The 17970-nt window shown below is 69.9% G+C and carries 17 protein-coding genes; 14 read left to right on the forward strand and 3 right to left on the reverse strand.

Features of this window, described 5'->3' with window-relative positions; all coding sequences use genetic code 11:
• Positions 1–6 precede the first annotated feature (6 nt).
• Positions 7–438, reverse strand: a complete 432-nt coding sequence (locus tag A5688_RS19480) for a limonene-1,2-epoxide hydrolase family protein (protein ID WP_067839795.1) — start codon at positions 436–438, stop codon at positions 7–9.
• A gap of 50 nt (positions 439–488) precedes the next feature.
• Here A5688_RS19480 and A5688_RS19485 point away from each other — a divergent pair, with 50 nt between their 5' ends.
• Genes A5688_RS19485 through A5688_RS19495 form a run of 3 tightly spaced genes read left to right on the forward strand, consistent with a single transcriptional unit; the run spans position 489 to position 2214 of the window.
• On the forward strand, positions 489–1655 hold the full coding sequence (locus A5688_RS19485; protein WP_067912985.1) for a glycosyltransferase: 1167 nt from the start codon (positions 489–491) through the stop codon (positions 1653–1655).
• Between the two features lie 38 nt (positions 1656–1693).
• On the forward strand, positions 1694–1966 hold the full coding sequence (locus A5688_RS19490) for a hypothetical protein (protein WP_067839801.1): 273 nt from the start codon (positions 1694–1696) through the stop codon (positions 1964–1966).
• Between the two features lie 53 nt (positions 1967–2019).
• Positions 2020–2214, forward strand: coding sequence for a DUF3046 domain-containing protein (locus tag A5688_RS19495; protein ID WP_431602678.1), 195 nt, complete (start codon positions 2020–2022; stop codon positions 2212–2214).
• Between the two features lie 13 nt (positions 2215–2227).
• Here A5688_RS19495 and A5688_RS19500 read toward each other — a convergent pair whose 3' ends face one another.
• Positions 2228–2878 (reverse strand): (2Fe-2S)-binding protein, encoded by a 651-nt coding sequence (locus A5688_RS19500; RefSeq protein WP_067839808.1) that lies wholly within the window; start codon positions 2876–2878, stop codon positions 2228–2230.
• 179 nt (positions 2879–3057) lie between these two features.
• On the opposite strand from A5688_RS19500, the gene recA reads away from it, so the two are divergent.
• From recA to A5688_RS19520, 4 genes are all read left to right on the forward strand, one after another.
• On the forward strand, positions 3058–4110 hold the full coding sequence (gene recA, locus A5688_RS19505) for a recombinase RecA (protein ID WP_067839811.1): 1053 nt from the start codon (positions 3058–3060) through the stop codon (positions 4108–4110).
• Positions 4076–4597, forward strand: coding sequence for a recombination regulator RecX (recX, locus tag A5688_RS19510; RefSeq protein WP_067912988.1), 522 nt, complete (start codon positions 4076–4078; stop codon positions 4595–4597). Before recA ends, recX begins: the two co-directional genes overlap by 35 nt.
• 77 nt (positions 4598–4674) lie before the next feature.
• Positions 4675–6168, forward strand: a complete 1494-nt coding sequence (gene miaB, locus A5688_RS19515) for a tRNA (N6-isopentenyl adenosine(37)-C2)-methylthiotransferase MiaB (protein ID WP_067913062.1) — start codon at positions 4675–4677, stop codon at positions 6166–6168.
• Positions 6156–6791, forward strand: coding sequence for an Rv2732c family membrane protein (locus A5688_RS19520; protein WP_067912992.1), 636 nt, complete (start codon positions 6156–6158; stop codon positions 6789–6791). Before miaB ends, A5688_RS19520 begins: the two co-directional genes overlap by 13 nt.
• Here the strand turns inward: A5688_RS19520 and A5688_RS19525 are convergent.
• A complete protein-coding gene (locus A5688_RS19525) occupies positions 6788–8116 on the reverse strand; it encodes a DUF349 domain-containing protein (RefSeq protein WP_067912995.1) in 1329 nt (442 codons plus the stop codon). The genes A5688_RS19520 and A5688_RS19525 overlap by 4 nt on opposite strands.
• Before the next feature lie 590 nt (positions 8117–8706).
• Between A5688_RS19525 and A5688_RS19530 the strand changes: the two genes are divergently transcribed.
• The 7 genes from A5688_RS19530 (at position 8707) to A5688_RS19560 (ending at position 17963) form a co-directional block, all read left to right on the forward strand.
• A complete protein-coding gene (locus A5688_RS19530; protein ID WP_067839823.1) occupies positions 8707–9684 on the forward strand; it encodes a DMT family transporter in 978 nt (325 codons plus the stop codon).
• A 63-nt stretch (positions 9685–9747) separates the two neighbouring features.
• On the forward strand, positions 9748–10440 hold the full coding sequence (locus A5688_RS19535) for a hypothetical protein (RefSeq protein ID WP_067912998.1): 693 nt from the start codon (positions 9748–9750) through the stop codon (positions 10438–10440).
• A gap of 8 nt (positions 10441–10448) precedes the next feature.
• Positions 10449–11408, forward strand: a complete 960-nt coding sequence (gene miaA, locus A5688_RS19540; protein ID WP_067913065.1) for a tRNA (adenosine(37)-N6)-dimethylallyltransferase MiaA — start codon at positions 10449–10451, stop codon at positions 11406–11408.
• A gap of 4 nt (positions 11409–11412) precedes the next feature.
• Positions 11413–12285, forward strand: a complete 873-nt coding sequence (dapF, locus tag A5688_RS19545; RefSeq protein WP_067913001.1) for a diaminopimelate epimerase — start codon at positions 11413–11415, stop codon at positions 12283–12285.
• Positions 12286–12331: 46 nt separating this feature from the next.
• On the forward strand, positions 12332–13771 hold the full coding sequence (gene hflX / locus A5688_RS19550) for a GTPase HflX (RefSeq protein WP_067913005.1): 1440 nt from the start codon (positions 12332–12334) through the stop codon (positions 13769–13771).
• Positions 13772–13924: 153 nt separating this feature from the next.
• Positions 13925–15085 carry an acyl-CoA dehydrogenase family protein gene (locus A5688_RS19555; protein ID WP_067839836.1) on the forward strand — a complete coding sequence of 387 codons (1161 nt, stop codon included), beginning with the start codon at positions 13925–13927 and terminating at the stop codon, positions 15083–15085.
• Positions 15086–15752: 667 nt separating this feature from the next.
• Entirely contained in the window at positions 15753–17963 is a 2211-nt protein-coding gene (locus tag A5688_RS19560) for an LGFP repeat-containing protein (protein WP_067839839.1), read from the forward strand.
• The last annotated feature ends 7 nt before the right edge of the window (positions 17964–17970 follow it).

The following is a 17970-nucleotide window of genomic DNA, read 5'->3' on the forward strand; positions in this document are numbered from 1 at the left end:
CCGGCCCTACAACGTCGCTTTCAGCGACGGCACCACCAGCGCCGCCAGACCCCGCGCGGTGGCCTTGAGCATGTCGAAAAAGTCGAAGTAGTCCCGCCACAACGTGATTCGCCCGTTGTGGACTTCGAATACGCCGCACACCCAGAACTGCAGCCGCAGCGGGCCGAAGATCAGCGCGTCGGTGCGTTCGGTGAGCACCGCGCCGCCGTCGGACGCGATGCGATGGATCTTCACCTCGAAGGCGGCGCGGCCCTCCATCCGGCGAAACAGCTTCATGGCCCTGGCCCGGCCATGGATCGTGGGCAGGCCGACGTTTTCGTAGACGAGATCGTCGGCCAGCGCGGCGTCCGCGGCCTCGTAATCCGCGTCTTGCAGCGCGTTCAGGAATCCTTCGACCGTGCGGGTGTTCGCAACGGTTGTCCCAGTCAGCTCGGTCATCTTGCCAGCGTAGGCGCGTGGCAACCGGGCGCTGTGGCAGGGTAAGCACGATGCGCGTCGCCGTGGTCGCCGGGCCAGATCCCGGGCACTCGTTCCCGGCGATCGCGCTGTGCCGGCGCTTCGCCGAAGCCGGCGATGAGCCCACGCTTTTCACCGGGGCCGAATGGCTTGACACCGCCCGCGGCGCGGGCATCGACGCGGTCGCCCTGGACGGGCTGGCGGCCACCGACGACGACGTCGACGCCGGAGCCAGGATCCACCGCCGCGCCGCGCGGATGGCCGTGCTCAACGTGCCCGCGCTGCGCGAACTGGCGCCCGACCTGGTGGTGTCCGACGTCATCACCGCCGGCGGCGGTATGGCCGCCGAGCTGTTGGGCATTCCGTGGATCGAACTCAATCCGCATCCGCTGTACCTGCCGTCGAAGGGATTGCCGCCGATAGGCAGCGGCCTGGCGCCGGGCACCGGCATCCGGGGCCGGCTGCGCGATGCCACGATGCGCGCGCTGACGGCGCGGTCCTGGCGCGCGGGCCTGCAGCAGCGGGCGAACTCCCGAGTCGAGATCGGCCTGCCCGCGCGCGATCCGGGGCCGCTGCGGCGGCTGATCGCGACGCTGCCCGCGCTGGAAGTGCCCCGCCCGGACTGGCCCGCCGAGGCCGTCGTGGTCGGGCCGTTGCACTTCGAACCGACCGATCGGATCCTCGAGGTCCCGGCCGGTTCCGGGCCGGTGGTGGTCATCGCGCCGTCGACCGCGCTGATCGGGACCGGAGGTCTGGCCGAAGTCGCGCTGGGGTGTTTGACACCGGGGGAGACCCTGCCGGCGGGGTCGCGCCTGCTGGTGTCGCGGCTGGACGGACCGGAACTGACGGTGCCGCCGTGGGCGGCCGTCGGGCTGGGACGTCAGGACGAGCTGCTGGCGCACGCCGATGTGGTGATCTGCGGCGGCGGCCACGGCATGGTGGCCAAGACGCTGCTGGCCGGGGTGCCGCTGGTGGTGGTTCCCGGCGGCGGCGACCAATGGGAGATCGCCAACCGGGTGCTGCGCCAGGGCAGCGCGCGGCTGATCCGGCCGCTGAACCGCGACGCCCTGGTGGCCGCGGTCAACGAGGTGCTGTCGTCGCCCCGCTACCGGGCGGCGGCGCAGGCGGCGGCCGCCGGCATCGCCGACGTCGCCGATCCGGTCCGGGTGTGCCGCGACGCGCTGGCGGTGGCCGGATGATCCGCTGCGCGCCCTTATGCTTCGGCGGGAGGGACCCGATGAGGATCAGGACGACAATCGCCGCCGGCGCCGTGCTGGCGGGCTCGCTGGCCGGTGCGGCAGTCGCGCACGCCGACAGCCCCGAGGAACAGCAGGCATGCCAGTTGATGGACGATCCGGCCGCCGCCCAACAGGGACTCGCGCCGGCCGAATACGCCTTCATGCAGTTGCGCGCCACCATGTCGGCCCAACGCGCGCGCGACGTGATGTCCATTGCGGTTCAAGAGGACTGCCCCAATCACATCATCGATCTGCCGGCCAGCTGGCGATAGGCGGGCGGCCCGCTCCGGTGTCCGATCCATGCGGTCTGGGTATGTTGGCTGACGTGCGGCTAACGGAGTTTCACGAACGGGTGGTCCTGCGCTTCGGCACCACCTACGGGTCCTCGGTCCTGGTGGATCACGTGCTGACCGGCTTCGACGGACGCACGGCCGCCCAAGCCATCGAGGCGGGCATCGAGCCCCGCGACGTCTGGCGCGCGTTATGTGTGGACTTCGACGTGCCTCGGGATCAGTGGTGAGCTCGCCGGCGCGTCACAGCCCGCAGTCCCCGCACTTGGCTCCGGCGGGTGTTCGGTAGAGCAGGCAACAGCTGCGCCGCCGGAATCCGAGACCGATGCCGGTCATCGTGCCGGCGAGCGCGCCGGTGTTCAGCAGCGAACCGGTGAGCGCGACGATCGGCTCGCGTAGGTCGGGCCGCATCGCGAGCAACGCCCGCGCGGTTCCGGCGAGGGCGGACGCGATGTTGCCCGCCAGCAGGTCGGGTGCCACCTTGACTCGCAATCCGGCCGCGAGCGGTTCCATGTGCTGCCGCACGACGACCCGGTACAGCTGCTCCGGCAACGACGAGTCGCGCTCGACCGGGTCTCCGACGGGTTCGGGCAGCCGCAGTTGTGCCCCGTCGTCGGCCCGCTGCAGGTGCGTCAGGTCCGGGACGACGCCGTGTCCCAGGGCGCAGGCCAGGACGGGGGACCACAGCCGGGCGGCGTGGCCGAGCTGAACCAGGGACGCCCCGATCCGGCGCTCCGACGTGCGATAACGCGCGACGGTGGCCTCGATCAGATCGGTGTAGCCGGTGTCGTAGGACCGGCCGACCGGATGCCATCCGGCGGGGTCGCCGCCGACGGTCACCGCGAAGAATCCGCCGTAGGACGATATTTCCGACAGCTCCGCGGAGATGTCCATCTGTTCTGAGGACCGGCCTTTCGCGATGTTGGCATTTCGCGGCGTGTCGAACTTGAATCGAACACCTGTTCGGCTACTGTGGTGGGCGTTCGGCCAGTCAACTTGTCGGTGGCCTTCTCTAGTGTCACCGCCAACCGACCGATACCGGTCAGACGAACACCGACTATAGGAGAGACACCATGGCGCAAGCCCCCGACCGCGAGAAGGCTCTCGAACTGGCGATGGCCCAGATCGAAAAGAGCTACGGCAAAGGCTCGGTGATGCGTCTCGGCGACGAGACGCGGCAGCCGATCTCGATCATCCCGACCGGATCCATCGCGCTGGACGTGGCCCTGGGCATCGGCGGGCTGCCCCGCGGCCGGGTCGTGGAGATCTACGGCCCGGAATCCTCGGGTAAGACCACCGTCGCCCTGCACGCGGTGGCCAACGCCCAGGCCGCCGGCGGCGTCGCCGCCTTCATCGACGCCGAGCACGCTCTGGACCCGGAGTACGCCAAGAAGCTCGGCGTGGACACCGATTCCCTGCTGGTCAGCCAGCCCGACACGGGGGAGCAGGCCCTCGAGATCGCCGACATGCTGATCCGCTCCGGCGCCCTGGACATCCTGGTCATCGACTCGGTGGCCGCGCTGGTTCCGCGCGCCGAGCTCGAAGGCGAGATGGGCGACAGCCACGTCGGGCTGCAGGCCCGGCTGATGAGCCAGGCCCTGCGGAAAATGACTGGCGCGCTGAACAATTCGGGCACCACCGCGATCTTCATCAACCAGCTGCGCGAGAAGATCGGGGTGATGTTCGGCAGCCCCGAAACCACCACGGGTGGAAAGGCTTTGAAGTTCTACGCGTCGGTGCGCATGGACGTGCGCCGGATCGAGACGCTCAAGGACGGCACCAACGCGGTCGGCAACCGCACCCGGGTCAAGATCGTCAAGAACAAGGTGGCGCCGCCCTTCAAGCAGGCCGAGTTCGACATCCTCTACGGCCAGGGGGTCAGCCGGGAAGGCTCGCTGATCGACATGGGGGTGGAGCAGGGCTTCATCCGCAAGTCCGGCTCCTGGTTCACCTATGAGGGCGAGCAGCTCGGCCAGGGCAAGGAGAACGCCCGCACCTTCCTGAAGGAAAACGACGAAGTCGCCAACGAGATCGAGAAGAAGATCAAGGAAAAGCTCGGCATTGGCGCGGTCGTGACCGATGACTTGTCCGATGACGGCGTCCTGCCCGCCCCCGTCGACTTCTGAGCCCTCCCGCGAGGAGCAGGCGCGAGCGCTGTGCCTGCGCCTGCTCACCGCGAGAGCGCGCACCCGGGCAGAGCTGCACGGCCGGCTGGCCAAACGCGGCTATCCCGACGATGTCAGTGAGCGGGTGCTGGACCGGCTGGCCACCGTCGGCTTGATCGACGACGCCGACTTCGCCCAGCAGTGGGTGCAGTCCCGCCGGGCGCACGCCGGCAAGAGCAAGCGTGCGTTGGCCGCCGAGCTGCACACCAAGGGCGTCGACAACGACGTGATCACCGCGACGCTCGCCGGGATCGACGCCGGCGCCGAGCGGGACCGGGCCGAGCAGTTGGTCCGGTCCAAGCTGCGTCGGGAGACGCTCAACGACGACGACGCGCGGGTGACCCGCAGGCTGGTGGGGATGCTGGCGCGCCGGGGCTATAGCCAGAACATGGCGTGCGAGGTCGTTTTCGCCGAGTTGGCCGCCGAGCGGGACCGCCGCCGGGTCTAGTCCGCCCGGCGGCGACCCTGCTAGCTGCGGGTTAATCCGGTGGGCCCCGCTCGCCGTACCATGGCCCCGTGACTTCGATGGTGGCCCGAGATGTTTCGGGGGCGCGTACCTACCAGGTGCGCACCTACGGCTGCCAGATGAACGTGCACGATTCCGAGCGGTTGGCGGGCCTGCTGGAGGCGGCCGGCTACCGGCGGGCAATCGAGGGTGCCGACGCCGACGTGGTGGTGTTCAACACCTGCGCCGTCCGGGAGAACGCCGACAACAAGCTGTACGGCAACCTCAGCCACCTGGCCCCACGCAAGCGCGGTAATCCCGAGATGCAGATCGCCGTCGGTGGCTGCCTGGCCCAAAAAGACCGGGACTCGTTGCTGCGCAAGGCGCCCTGGGTCGACGTCATCTTCGGCACCCACAACATCGGATCGCTGCCCGCGCTGCTGGAGCGCGCCCGGCACAACAAGGTCGCCCAGGTGGAAATCGCCGAGGCGCTGCAGGAGTTCCCGTCGTCACTGCCCAGCGCACGCGAATCCGCTTATGCCGCTTGGGTTTCCATCTCAGTTGGATGCAACAACAGCTGTACGTTCTGCATCGTCCCGTCGCTGCGGGGCAAAGAGGTTGACCGCAGCCCGGACGACATCCTGGCCGAAGTCCGGTCGCTGGTGGACGACGGCGTGCTCGAGGTCACGCTGCTGGGCCAGAACGTCAACGCCTACGGGGTGTCCTTCGCCGACCCGGCGCTGCCCCGCGACCGTGGCGCCTTCGCCCGGCTGCTGCGGGCCTGCGGCGACATCGACGGGCTGGAACGTGTGCGTTTCACCTCACCGCATCCGGCCGAATTCACCGACGACGTCATCGAGGCCATGGCGCAGACGCCCAATGTCTGCCCCGCCCTGCACATGCCGCTGCAATCCGGATCCGACCGGGTGCTGCGCGCGATGCGGCGGTCCTATCGCGCCGAGCGCTACCTCGGCATCATCGACCGGGTCCGGGCCGCCATGCCGCACGCCGCCATCACCACCGACCTGATCGTCGGATTCCCCGGTGAGACCGAAGAGGACTTCGCCGCCACGCTGGACGTGGTTCGCCAGGCCCGCTTCTCCGCCGCGTTCACCTTCCAGTACTCCAAGCGGCCCGGCACGCCGGCCGCCGAACTCGACGGGCAGATACCGAAAGCCGTTGTGCAGGAACGCTATGAGCGGCTCGTCGAACTGCAGGAGGCGATCTCGCTGGAGGGCAATCAGGCCCTGATCGGACAGCCGGTCGAACTGCTGGTCGCCACGGGTGAAGGCCGCAAGGACAACCGCACGGCGCGGATGACCGGGCGGGCCCGCGACGGCAGGCTGGTGCACTTCGCCGCGAACGATCAAGTCAGGCCCGGGGACATCGTGACCACGGTGCTCACCGGGGCCGCACCCCACCACCTCATCGCCGACGCGGGCATCGTCACCCATCGCCGCACCCGGGCGGGTGATGCGCAGGCCGCCGGGCAGCGCCCGCGTGGCATCGGTCTTGGCATGCCCGCCGTCGGGCCGCCCGCCGGCCCGGCCGAACCCCTTGGATGTGCGCTGTGAAAAAAGAGATCAACAACGACGACGTACAACTCGGCGCCCTGCGCACCGAGATCGAGGCCGCCGAACGCCGGGTGGCACGCGGCATCGATCCCGGCCCCCGGGCCTTCTTCGTGTCCATCCTGGTGTTCGTCCTGCTCGCGTCGTTCATCCTGCCCCACACCGGCAACGTCCGCGGCTGGGACGTGCTGTTCGGCAGCCACGGCGCGGGCGCGGCCGCCGTCGCCCTGCCGTCGCGGGTGTTCGCCTGGCTGGCGCTGGTGTTCGGCGTGGGGTTCTCGATGCTGGCGTTGGTGACGCGGCGCTGGGCGCTGGCCTGGATTGCGTTGGCGGGGACGGCCATTGCGGGCGCCGCGGGCATGCTGGCAATCTGGTCACGCCAGACCGTCGCGGCCGGGCACCCGGGGCCGGGCTGGGGCCTGATCGTCGCCTGGCTCACCGTGCTCGCACTCACCTACCACTGGGCCCGCGTGGTCTGGTCGCGCACCATCGTGCAACTCGCCGCCGAGGAGCAGCGTCGCCGCGTCGCGGCGGCCCAGCAGTCGGTCACGCTGCTGGACGGCCTGGACGCCCCGCCCGCGCAGGACACCCCCGACGAGCCGGGCGCCGCCAAGGGATCCGGCTAGGGCTTGCGGGTCAGGGCGTCGACGGCCGCCTGCGCCCACTGCCGCCACTGCTCGGCGTTGGCTTTGGCCTCTTCGGCTTCCTTGGTCCGGCCCGCCGCCGCGGCCTTCTGAGCCTGCTGTTCGTATTGCTCGGCGCGGGCCTGGAACTGCTCGGCCCGGGCCTGCGCCTGCGGGTCCGACCAGCCCACGTCGCCGGCGTCGCGCACCTTCTTCTCGACCGCGCGCAGCCGGCGCTCCAACTCGGCGGACCGCTCGCGCGGGACCTTGCCGATCGCATCCCACTTCTCGGTGATCGAGCGCAGCGCCGCGCGGGCGGCGTCGTGGTTGCTGGTGTCCAGCTTCTCCGCCTCGGCAAGCAGCGCCTCCTTGGCGGTCGCGTTGGCGTGGAACTCCGCGTCCTTTTCCGCCGTCACCGCGTTGCGCGCGGTGAAGAACACGTCCTGGGCCGCCTTGAAACGCCGCCACAGGGCGTCATCGACCTCCCTGGTCGCCCGTCCGGCCGCCTTCCACTCGGTGAGTAGCTTGCGGAATTCCGCGCTGGTCGCGGCCCAGTCGGTCGAGTCGGACAACGCTTCGGCCCGCTCGCACAGGCGTTCCTTGGCTTGCCGGATGCCCGATCGCTCCCGGTCCAACTCGGCGAAATGGGCGCCCCGCCGCCGGTTGAACGCCTCGCGGGCCGCGGAGTAGCGCTTCCACAGTGCGTCGTCGACCTTGCGGTCCACACCGCTGATCGTCTTCCACTCATCGAGGATCGCGCGGAAGCGGTCGCCGGCCGCCTTCCATTGCGTCGAGTTGGCGGCCAAGTCCTCGGCCTCTGCGGCCAGCGCCTCCTTGCGCGCGGTCTGGGTGGCCCGATGTTCGTCGCGCCGGGAGCGCTCCGCGGCGACGGCCGCCTCGGCGTGTTCGGCGATGCTGGTCAACCGGCCCGCGAGCGCGTCGACATCGCCCAGGACGGCGGCCGTCGGCAACGCTTCGGCCAGCTCGGCCGCGTGCCCCTTGATCTTGCGCGCGTCACCGGTCCCGGACGTCAGGCGCTCCTCCATGAGCGTGACCTCGGTGGCCAGGTCATCGAAGCGCCGGCCGAAATGGGCGAACGCGGCTTCACGATCGCCGGCCTGCCAGGAGCCGATGATGCGCTCGCCGGCCGCGCTGATCAGCCATACGGTGCCATCGTCGTCGACGCGCCCGAACTGGTGCGGATCGCTGGGCGGCGGCATCACCAGCGGGTGAGCGGTGGTGGGCCGCGGTGTCGGCCGGGGACCGGGCCGCGGTCCCGGACGCGGCGCGGGCCGAGCTGAATCGTCGCGAGGCTCGTCAGCCGTCATGCGCTCGTCACTACCCTTTCCAGCCCTCCGCGCGGTCCGTGTCCCGCGCGCCTGCCGCGCGAAGCGGCACCGTCTCCTGCCGCTGCCGGACGCCCCGGGGCCGGGTTGTGCCAACAGCTGCTTTAACAGTATTCAAGCAGCTTGCTCCGCCACCTTGCTATTCCCAACCGGTCCGGCGGCCGGGCGGCGCCGTTGCGGTGTCCGCGCGGACGAGCACCGGCGCGTCGCCGCGTCGCCGCGTCGGGGTCGGCCCGGCCCGCGGTGGGCCCGCATCGGTAGCCGAGGCCGGCGGCGCGGTGGTCGATCGGACGGGGTTGTGACGCTGATCTCAGTGAGCGCGGTGGCCGACGTGGAAGATGCTGGCCGCGACGGGCTTCGCCAGCGCCCCCAGCTAGCTGTGTGTACTTCTCTTAGAGTTATCCCACGCGTTACATAGGTTGCTGCCGTAGTACTTGAACGGTTACCAGCGGCGCTATTGGCAACGTGTGCAACGTCATAGATTTGTAGTTGAACTGAACGCAAATTGTGCGTGTATTTGCTTGCGCCGCGGGGAAAGCTGGGTCGAACGGGCGTGAGGCGGAGGGGTCGTTATGTCGAAGGTTGATGTCGCAGCGTTACTCGCGGTGTGCGCCGCGCTGGCATCGGCTGTCGGCGATGTGATCCGCCAGCGATCCGCGCACGAGATCACCGACCGGCCAGTGGGCCACCTGGAACTGTTCCGCATGTCGCTGCGGGACACCCGGTGGTGGCTGGGCGGCCTGGCCGCGATCACCAACTACAGCCTGCAGGCCGCCGCCCTGGCCTGGGGCTCGGTGGTGCTGGTGACCGCATTGCAGGTGACCGCGTTGCTGTTCGCCCTGCCCATCTACGCGCGGCTCGCTCATCACCGGGTCAAGCCCCGCGAGTGGATGTGGGCGCTCATACTGGCCGCCGCGCTGGCGGTGGTCATCATCGTCGGTGACCCGGCGGCCGGTCATCAGCGCGCGCCGCTGCGAACCTGGATGGTCGTGGCCGTGATCATCGTGCCGCTGCTGGTGGCCTGCGTGGCGGTGGCACGGCTGCGGGCCGGCAGCCCGTTCTCGGCCGTGCTGCTCGCCGTGGTGGCGGGATCCTCGCTGGCGCTGTTCGCGGTGCTGACCAAGGGCGTCGTCGAGATGTCCGAGTACGGCCCGGTGGCCGTGCTGACCTCGCCGGAGTTCGTGCCGTGGATCCTGGTGGCCCTGTGCGGGATGATCTTCCAGCAATCGGCGTTCCGGGCCGGCGGGCTGACCGCATCCCTGCCGACGATGACGGTGGCCAAGCCGGTGGTCGCCGGCCTGCTCGGGGTTCTGGTGCTGGGTGAGACGCTGAACGCCACCGGCCCCGAGGCGTTTGTACTGATCGGGGCGGTGGCCGTGGTCATCGTCGCGACGATAGCGCTGGCCCGCGGCGAGGCCGCCACGATCGACCAGGCCGAGCAGGGGCCGGGTGGTGCCCCGCGAGAAATACCGGCCCAAGAAATAACCGAAGACGACGACTTCGGCCCCTTCAGCGGCCGCCTGGCTGTGGCGGACAGCTTCCCCCGGTGACTTCCGGCGCGCGGGCGCCGAGCACACCGAACCAGCGCCGGGCCGCCGGGTTAGTTTGGTGGCGTGCTGAGCGCCATTGCGATCGTCCCGTCGGCACCGGTCCTCGTGCCCGAACTGGCCGGAGCGGCCGCCGCCGAGGTGGCCGACCTGGCCGCGGCCACCATCGCCGCGGCCGCACTGCTGCCCGAACGCTGGGTGGTGATCGGCACGGGCTCCGCCGACCAGGTGTTCGGTCCGGACGTGGTGGGCACCTTCGCGGGTTTCGGTGCTGACGTCCGCGTCCGGTTCTCCCCGCAGGCGGACGAGGCCGCGGCGCCGGCCGCACTCCCCGTCTGCGCGCTGCTGGCCGGCTGGGTGCGCGGCCAGGCACAGCCGGACGCCAGCGCCCAGGTCCGGGTCTACCGCGCCGACCACGTGGCCGGTGCCGCGCTGCGCCGCGGCGGACACCTGCGCGCCGAGATCGATCGACTGCCCGAGCCGGTCGGGGTGCTGGTGGTGGCCGACGGCGCTAACACCCTGACACCGTCCGCGCCGGGCGGATACGACCCGGACAACGCCGCCGCCCAGGAGGCCCTGGACGACGCGCTGGCCGGCGGCGATGTCGCCGCGCTGAGCCACCTGCCACACCAGATCCTGGGGCGGGTCGCATTTCAGGTGCTGGCCGGGTTGGCCGGACCCGGACCCCGATCGGCCAAGGAGCTGTACCGCGGAGCGCCCTACGGGGTGGGCTACTTCGCCGGCGCCTGGCAGCCGTGACGGACGCCGTGCGGCCCCTGGCGATCATCGGTCCCACCGGCACCGGCAAGTCGCAGCTGGCCCTCGACGTCGCCGAACGGGTCGAACGGCTCGGCGTCCGCGCCGAGATCGTCAACGCCGACGCGATGCAGCTCTACCGCGGCATGGACATCGGCACCGCCAAGCTGCCCGTCGAGGCCCGCCGCGGCATCCCGCATCACCAGCTCGACGTCCTCGAGGTCACCGAGACCGCGACCGTCGCCCGCTACCAGGGCGCCGCCGCGGCCGACGTCGAAGCGATCGCGGCCCGGGGGGCGCTGCCGATCATCGTGGGCGGCTCCATGCTCTACATCCAGTCGCTGCTCGACGACTGGTCGTTTCCCGCCACCGATCCCGCGGTGCGCGCACGCTGGGAGCGTCGACTCGCCGAGATCGGGGTGGGCGAGCTGCACGCCGAACTGGCCCGTCGCGATCCCGCCGCGGCCGCATCCATCCTGCCCACCGACGCCCGGCGCACGGTGCGTGCCCTGGAGGTGGTCGAGCTGACCGGGCAGCCGTTCGCCGCGTCCGCACCACAGATCGGCGCCCCGAGGTGGGACACCGCCATCGTCGGATTGGACTGCGACACAACCATTCTCGATGAGCGGCTGGCCCGGCGCACCGACGCGATGTTCGAGCAGGGTCTGGTCGGTGAGGTGATCGCGCTGCTGGACAAGGGCTTGCGTGACGGCGTCACCGCCTCGCGCGCGCTGGGCTATGCGCAGGTGCTCGCGGCGCTGGACGCGGGCGGTCCGGCGGGCCCCAGCGCCGAGCAGCTGCGGGACGCCCACGAGCAGACGTTCTTCGGCACCCGGCGCTATGTGCGACGCCAGCGGTCCTGGTTCCGCCGCGATCACCGCGTGCAGTGGCTCGACGTCGGCGCGGCGACCCCGGCCGAGGGCGCCGACGTCGTCGACGCCGCCGTGCGGGCGTGGCGCCACGTATCCTGAGCAGGTGCATTTCGCAAAGGGCCACGGCACCCAGAACGACTTCGTGGTGCTGCCGGACCCGCAGGCCGAGCTGTGTCTGACCGAGCCGGCGGTGGCCGCGCTCTGCGACCGGCGGCGCGGCCTGGGCGCCGACGGGGTGCTGCGGGTGACCACCGCCGGTGCGGCGCTGGCGGCCGGCGTGCTCGACCGGGCGCCCGACGGTGTGGCCGCCGACGACTGGTACATGGATTACCGCAACGCCGACGGGTCCGTCGCCCAGATGTGCGGCAACGGCGTGCGGGTCTTCGCGCACTACTTGCGGGTCAGCGGCATGGAGTCCCGCGACGAATTCGTGGTCGGGTCGCTGGCCGGTCCGCGGCCGGTCGCCGTGCATCGCGTCGACGCGACCACCGCCGACGTCAGCGTCGACATGGGCAAGGCCAACACGCTGGGCCCCGGTGACGCCGTCGTCGGGGGCCGGCGGTTTTCCGGCCTGGCCGTCGATGTGGGCAACCCCCACCTGGCCTGTGTCGACCCGCGCCTGACCGTCGAGGCGTTGGCGGCGCTGGACGTGGCCGGGCCGGTGAGCTTCGATGCCGCCCAATTCCCGGACGGGGTGAACGTCGAGGTTCTCACCGCACCGGCCGGCGGGACGGTGCACATGCGTGTCCACGAGCGCGGAGTCGGCGAGACACGCTCGTGCGGCACCGGGACGGTCGCGGCCGCGGTCGCCGCGCTGACCGGCGCCGGTGCGGCCACCGGCACCCTGACCGTGTGCGTGCCCGGTGGCGAGGTCGTCGTCACCATCACCGACGCCACCAGCTTCCTGCGCGGACCGTCGGTGCTGGTGGCCCAAGGAGAACTCAGCGAGGAATGGTGGCGCGAGCAGCAGCGTTAAATCAGGTGCACGACGCCGATTTGCCGTGCATCATCTTGTATTGCCTATGACAGAACCTGAATTTCGCGACCACGCTCCGGCAATCCCGGAGCCCAGCACGGGCGAACTCGCCCTCGAAGACCGGTCGGCGCTGCGCCGCGTCGCCGGTCTCTCCACCGAACTCACCGACGTCTCCGAAGTCGAATACCGCCAGCTGCGGCTCGAGCGGGTCGTCCTGGTGGGCGTGTGGACCGACGGCACCGCCGCGGACAGCGAAGCCAGCATGGCCGAGCTGGCCGCGCTGGCCGAGACCGCGGGCTCGCAGGTGCTCGAGGGGCTGATCCAGCGCCGCGACAAGCCCGACCCGTCGACCTACATCGGCTCGGGTAAAGCCCAGGAACTGCGCGAAGTGGTGCTGGCGACCGGCGCCGACACCGTCATCTGCGACGGTGAGCTGTCCCCGGCGCAGCTGACCGCACTGGAAAAGGCGGTGAAAGTCAAGGTCATCGACCGGACCGCGCTGATCCTGGACATCTTCGCCCAGCACGCCACCAGCCGGGAAGGCAAGGCGCAGGTATCGCTGGCCCAGATGGAATACATGCTGCCGCGGCTGCGCGGCTGGGGTGAGTCGATGTCGCGGCAGGCCGGTGGCCGGGCCGGCGGTAGCGGGGGAGGCGTGGGCCTGCGCGGTCCCGGTGAAACCAAGATCGAGACCGACCGGCGGCGCATCCGCGAGCGCATGTCCAAGCTGCGCCGCGAGATCAAAGAGATGAAGCAGGGCCGCGACACCCAGCGCAGCCGCCGGCTGCACAGCGACCTGTCCTCGGTCGCCATCGTCGGCTACACCAACGCCGGCAAGTCGAGCCTGCTCAACGCGCTGACCGGGGCCGGGGTGCTGGTGCAGGACGCGTTGTTCGCCACCCTGGAACCCACCACCCGGCGCGCCGAGTTCGAGGACGGCCGGCCGTACGTGGTCACCGACACCGTCGGGTTCGTCCGGCACCTGCCCACCCAGCTGGTCGAGGCCTTCCGCTCCACGCTGGAGGAGGTCGTCGACGCCGACCTGTTGGTCCACGTAGTCGACGGCTCCGACGTCAATCCCGTGGCGCAGATCAACGCGGTCCGCCAGGTGGTCTCCGAAGTCTTCGCCGATTACGGGGCCGACCACGACGGTGCGCCGCCGCCCGAGCTGTTGGTGGTGAACAAGGTCGACGCCGCAAGCGATCTGACGCTGGCCAAGCTTCGTCACGCCCTGCCCGGGGCCATGTTCGTCTCGGCGCGCACCGGCGACGGTATCGATGCCCTGCGCCGCCGGATCGCCGAGCTCGCCGTTCCCGCCGACACGGCCGTCGATGTGGTGATCCCATACCACCGCGGCGATCTGGTGGCCCGCCTGCACGCCGATGGGCGAGTCCAGCAGGAGGAGCACAACGCCGAGGGCACCCGCATCAGGGCTCGGGTCCCGGTGGCCCTGGCCGGTCGGCTGCGCGAGTTCGCGGCTCGCTGAACGGGCATTCGCGCCGCGTAACCGGGGGATCGGTGCGGCGCACGACCGCTTGCGACGGCGAAGCACGACGGTAGCCGACCCCCGCCAGCTGCCTACCAACCGTCCGGTTGGTATATGTTGGGCTGCAGAAATCCCAGCCGCCGGAGGTCTTCCATGAGCAGCGCCATCAAATACCAGCGCACTCTTTTCGAGTCAGAGCACGACCTGTTCCGGGAGTCCTACCGGGGCTTCCTCGAGCGCCACGTCGCGCCGTACCACGACGAGTGGGAGAAGGCGAAGATCGTCGACCGCGGTGTCTGGCTGGAGGCGGGTAAGCAGGGCTTTTTGGGGATGGCGGTGCCCGAGGAGTACGGGGGCGGCGGCAACCCCGATTTCCGGTACAACACGATCATCACCGAGGAGACCACGGCCGGCCGCTACAGCGGCATCGGCTTCGGCCTGCACAACGACATCGTGGCGCCCTACCTGTTGGCCCTGACCACCGAGGAGCAGAAACAGCGCTGGCTGCCGAAATTCTGTACGGGAGAGCTGATTACGGCGATCGCGATGACCGAGCCGGGAACCGGCAGCGACCTGCAGGGCATCAAGACCCGCGCGGTCAAGCAGGGTGACCACTATGTGCTCAACGGATCAAAGACGTTCATCACCAACGGAATCAACTCCGACCTGGTGATCGTGGTCGCGCAGACCGACCCGGAGAAGGGTGCGCAGGGCTTCTCGCTGCTCGCCGTCGAGCGGGGCATGGAGGGCTTCGAGCGCGGGCGCCACTTGGACAAGATCGGGCTCGACGCGCAGGACACGGCCGAGCTGTCGTTCACCGACGTCAAGGTGCCGGCCGAAAACCTGCTGGGCCAAGAGGGTATGGGCTTCATCTACCTGATGCAGAACCTGCCGCAGGAACGGATCTCGATCGCCATCATGGCGGCCGCGGCGATGGAGCAGGTGCTCGAGCAGACCCTGCAATACACCAAGGAACGCAAGGCATTTGGCAAGCCGATCGGCAGCTTCCAGAACAGCCGCTTCGTGCTCGCCGAGCTGGCGACGGAAGCGACCGTGGTGCGGATGATGGTCGACGAGTTCGTTCGCCTGCACCTGGACCACAAGCTCACGGCCGAACAGGCCGCGATGGCCAAGTGGTACTGCACCGAAAAGCAGGTGCACCTGATCGATCGCTGCCTGCAACTGCACGGTGGCTACGGCTACATGCGTGAATACCCCGTTGCCCGTGCCTATTTGGATGCGCGGGTGCAAACGATCTACGGCGGCACGACCGAGATCATGAAGGAAATCATCGGCCGCAGCCTCGGCGTATAGCGTTTCGTTTGCTGGACAGCGGTCCGCGACCGCTAACGCCCGCGGGCGACAACGGCACGGGAATGTCCGGCAATCACAGGGCGCGACGGACATTCGGCGGTCGACTGGCGCCGCGCTATTGCCGGTGAGCGACAAACCGGCCGGTGCGCGTGATTGGTCCGTCGCGCCGGGGTAGGGCGTGAATGCGTCGACCGCTGACGTACCGTCGGCACATGTGTTTCGGGTGTGCCGACCGCGCCATCGCGCATAGTCAGGCCCGTGATCGCGTCGCCGGTGGCGGCGTGCGCGCCCCGCGCCACCGCGACCGGCGCAATTCTGCTGTGCGAGTCGGCAGTCCGGCGGCGCGCCCCGATCCCGCGTTGCCCTCCCCTTTCTCTGTGACACCCGCAACCTCGGGTGAACGGTGGCACCGTTGGTCGCAATTGGGCCGTGGCCCGGCATCATTTCGACATCGGTGTGGTATCCGTTTTTGTAAAATTTGTAATTTGAGTTCGCATTTCTTGTTGGCTGGAGCAAAGTTATGCGAGCCCGGCGATAAGGCTGATCGCGTGCGGGTCTCTTTCCCGCGCACACCCGGCCCGCTCGCCGGCTATGCAGGTAAGGGCATAGCCGCAGATAGAGCCATATCCGCCGGCTGGGAGGCTTGGTGAAGGTGCAGAGAGGTCACATGCGCAGGCTGATCGGAAGCGCGCTGGTCAGCTTGACGACCACCGCACTGGCCGCCGTATTGCTGGCCCCCACGGCGGTAGCGAGTCCGATCGGCGACGCCGAGGCGGCGATGATGGCCGCATGGGACAAGGCCGGCGGTGACACGTCGCCACTGGGCGCCCGCAAGGGCGATGTCTACCCCGTCGGCGACGGTTTCGCCCTGGACTTCGACGGCGGCAAGATGTTCTTCACCCCGGCCACCGGGGCCAAATTCGCCTACGGGCCCGTCCTGGACAAGTACGAGTCGCTCGGTGGGCCGGCGGGCAGCGATCTGGGCTTCCCGGCCATCAACGAGGTGCCCGGCCTCTCCGGTCCGGACAGCCGGGTAATCACCTTCTCGGCCAGCGACAAGCCGGTCATTTTCTGGACGCCCGAGCACGGCCCGCACGTGGTGCGCGGCGCCCTCAACACCGCCTGGGACAAGCTCGGCAGCTCCGGCGGGGTGCTCGGGGTGCCCGTCGGCGACGAAACCTACTCCGGCGAGGTGTCCTCGCAGAAATTCAGCGGCGGCCAGGTGTCGTGGAACCGGCAGACGAAGCAGTTCACCACCGAACCTCCGGGGCTGGCCGACCAGTTGAAGGGCCTGCAGGTGGCGATAGATCCCACCGCGGCGATCAACACGGCCTGGCGCGCGGCCGGCGGACCCACCGGACCGCTCGGCGCCAAGCAGGGCGGGCAATATCCCGTCGGCGGCGACGGCATCGCCCAGAACTTCGCCGGCGGCAAGGTGTTCTTCACCCCGGCCACCGGCGCAAACGCCGTCGAGAGCGACATCCTGGCCAAATACGAGTCGCTCGGCGGACCGATCGGCAGCGACCTGGGATTCCCCACCACCAACGAAACCGACGGCGGCATCGGGCCCTCCAGCCGGATCTGCACTTTCTCCGCCGCCGACAAGCCGGTCATCTTCTGGACCTCCGACCACGGCGCGTTCGTCGTGCGCGGGGCGATGAGGGCGGCGTGGGACAAGCTGCGCGCCCCCGCCGGCAAACTGGGTGCGCCGGTCGGCGACCAGGCCGTGAACGGCGACGTGATCTCGCAGCAGTTCACCGGCGGCAAGATTTCGTGGAACCGTGCGAAGAACACGTTCAGCACGGAACCGGCCAACCTGGCGCCGTTGCTGTCGGGCCTGCAGGTGTCGGGTCAGAATCAGCCGAGCACTTCGGCCGTGCCGGCGCATCCCAAGAAATTCACCTGGCACTGGTGGTGGCTGATGGCCGCGATTCCGGTGCTGGCGCTGCTCGTGGTGTTGGTGTGGGTGCTGTTCGTCTGGCGCCGGCGCCGGCCCGGGCACGAGGAGGCCGCCGGCTACGCGCCCGAGCACGGCGGGGACTTCGGCTATGACGCCGAAGGGCCCTGGGGGCGGGACGATTCCGACCTCGACGCCGAGCCGCTCCGGCTGAGCGCGCCGCAGCAGCCCGAGCCGGAACCGGAGGCCGCGCGGGTCAGCTGGCAACGTCAGGCTCCGGCCGAGAGTGATTACGGGTTCACCGACGATGATCCCGACGCGATCGACACCGACTCCATCCCGGTCGTCTCCGAGGAGATGCTGTCGGAGGCCGACTATGCCGATGCCGAAGCCGACTACACCGACTACACCGACGCCGTTCCCGAGGTCGCCGAGTCCGAGACGGCCGACGACGCCGCTTACGTCGACGCGGATGAATACGACGCCGGCTACGCGGACACGGAGTATGCCGACGACGAGTATGCCGACGTCGCCGTTCCCCACACCCCGCCGGACACCGAAGCGGTGACCGCCGCCCTGGAAACCGCCGAGCCCGAGGACGAATACCTCGAGCTCGCAACGCCGGAGCAGGACGTCGAGCCCCGGGAGGAGACCCCCGCGGACGCCGGGACGGGAGCCGGCGTGGCCGCGGCCGTGGCCGCCGGTGCGGTCGCGGCCGGGACACCGGCACGCGGCGGCCGGCACGCCGCGGACGACGAGGACGGCTCGGAAAGCGGTTTGGCGGGCCCGGACGGGCGCCCCACGATTCACCTGCCGCTCGACGACCCGTACCAGGCGCCCGAGGGGTACCCGATCAAGGCCAGCGCTCGTTACGGCCTGTATTACACGCCGGGCAGCGACCTGTATCAGGACACGCTCGCCGAGATCTGGCTGTCGAGCGAAGAGGTCGCTTTGGCCAACGGCTTCACCAGGGCCGACTGACTCGGCC

The sequence above is a fragment of the Mycobacterium mantenii genome (assembly GCF_001667865.1).
Lineage (GTDB): Bacteria > Actinomycetota > Actinomycetes > Mycobacteriales > Mycobacteriaceae > Mycobacterium > Mycobacterium mantenii_A.

Excerpts from the sequence above, each read along its gene's own strand:
- A5688_RS19480 (WP_067839795.1), bottom strand. The coding sequence starts at position 438 with ATGACCGAGCTGACTGGGACAACCGTTGCGAACACCCGCACGGTCGAA.
- A5688_RS19485 (WP_067912985.1), top strand. The coding sequence starts at position 489 with ATGCGCGTCGCCGTGGTCGCCGGGCCAGATCCCGGGCACTCGTTCCCG.
- A5688_RS19490 (WP_067839801.1), top strand. The coding sequence starts at position 1,694 with ATGAGGATCAGGACGACAATCGCCGCCGGCGCCGTGCTGGCGGGCTCG.
- A5688_RS19500 (WP_067839808.1), bottom strand. The coding sequence starts at position 2,878 with ATGGACATCTCCGCGGAGCTGTCGGAAATATCGTCCTACGGCGGATTC.
- recA (WP_067839811.1), top strand. The coding sequence starts at position 3,058 with ATGGCGCAAGCCCCCGACCGCGAGAAGGCTCTCGAACTGGCGATGGCC.
- recX (WP_067912988.1), top strand. The coding sequence starts at position 4,076 with ATGACGGCGTCCTGCCCGCCCCCGTCGACTTCTGAGCCCTCCCGCGAG.
- miaB (WP_067913062.1), top strand. The coding sequence starts at position 4,675 with ATGGTGGCCCGAGATGTTTCGGGGGCGCGTACCTACCAGGTGCGCACC.
- A5688_RS19520 (WP_067912992.1), top strand. The coding sequence starts at position 6,156 with ATGTGCGCTGTGAAAAAAGAGATCAACAACGACGACGTACAACTCGGC.
- A5688_RS19525 (WP_067912995.1), bottom strand. The coding sequence starts at position 8,116 with ATGACGGCTGACGAGCCTCGCGACGATTCAGCTCGGCCCGCGCCGCGT.
- A5688_RS19530 (WP_067839823.1), top strand. The coding sequence starts at position 8,707 with ATGTCGAAGGTTGATGTCGCAGCGTTACTCGCGGTGTGCGCCGCGCTG.
- hflX (WP_067913005.1), top strand. The coding sequence starts at position 12,332 with ATGACAGAACCTGAATTTCGCGACCACGCTCCGGCAATCCCGGAGCCC.
- A5688_RS19555 (WP_067839836.1), top strand. The coding sequence starts at position 13,925 with ATGAGCAGCGCCATCAAATACCAGCGCACTCTTTTCGAGTCAGAGCAC.
- A5688_RS19560 (WP_067839839.1), top strand. The coding sequence starts at position 15,753 with ATGCGCAGGCTGATCGGAAGCGCGCTGGTCAGCTTGACGACCACCGCA.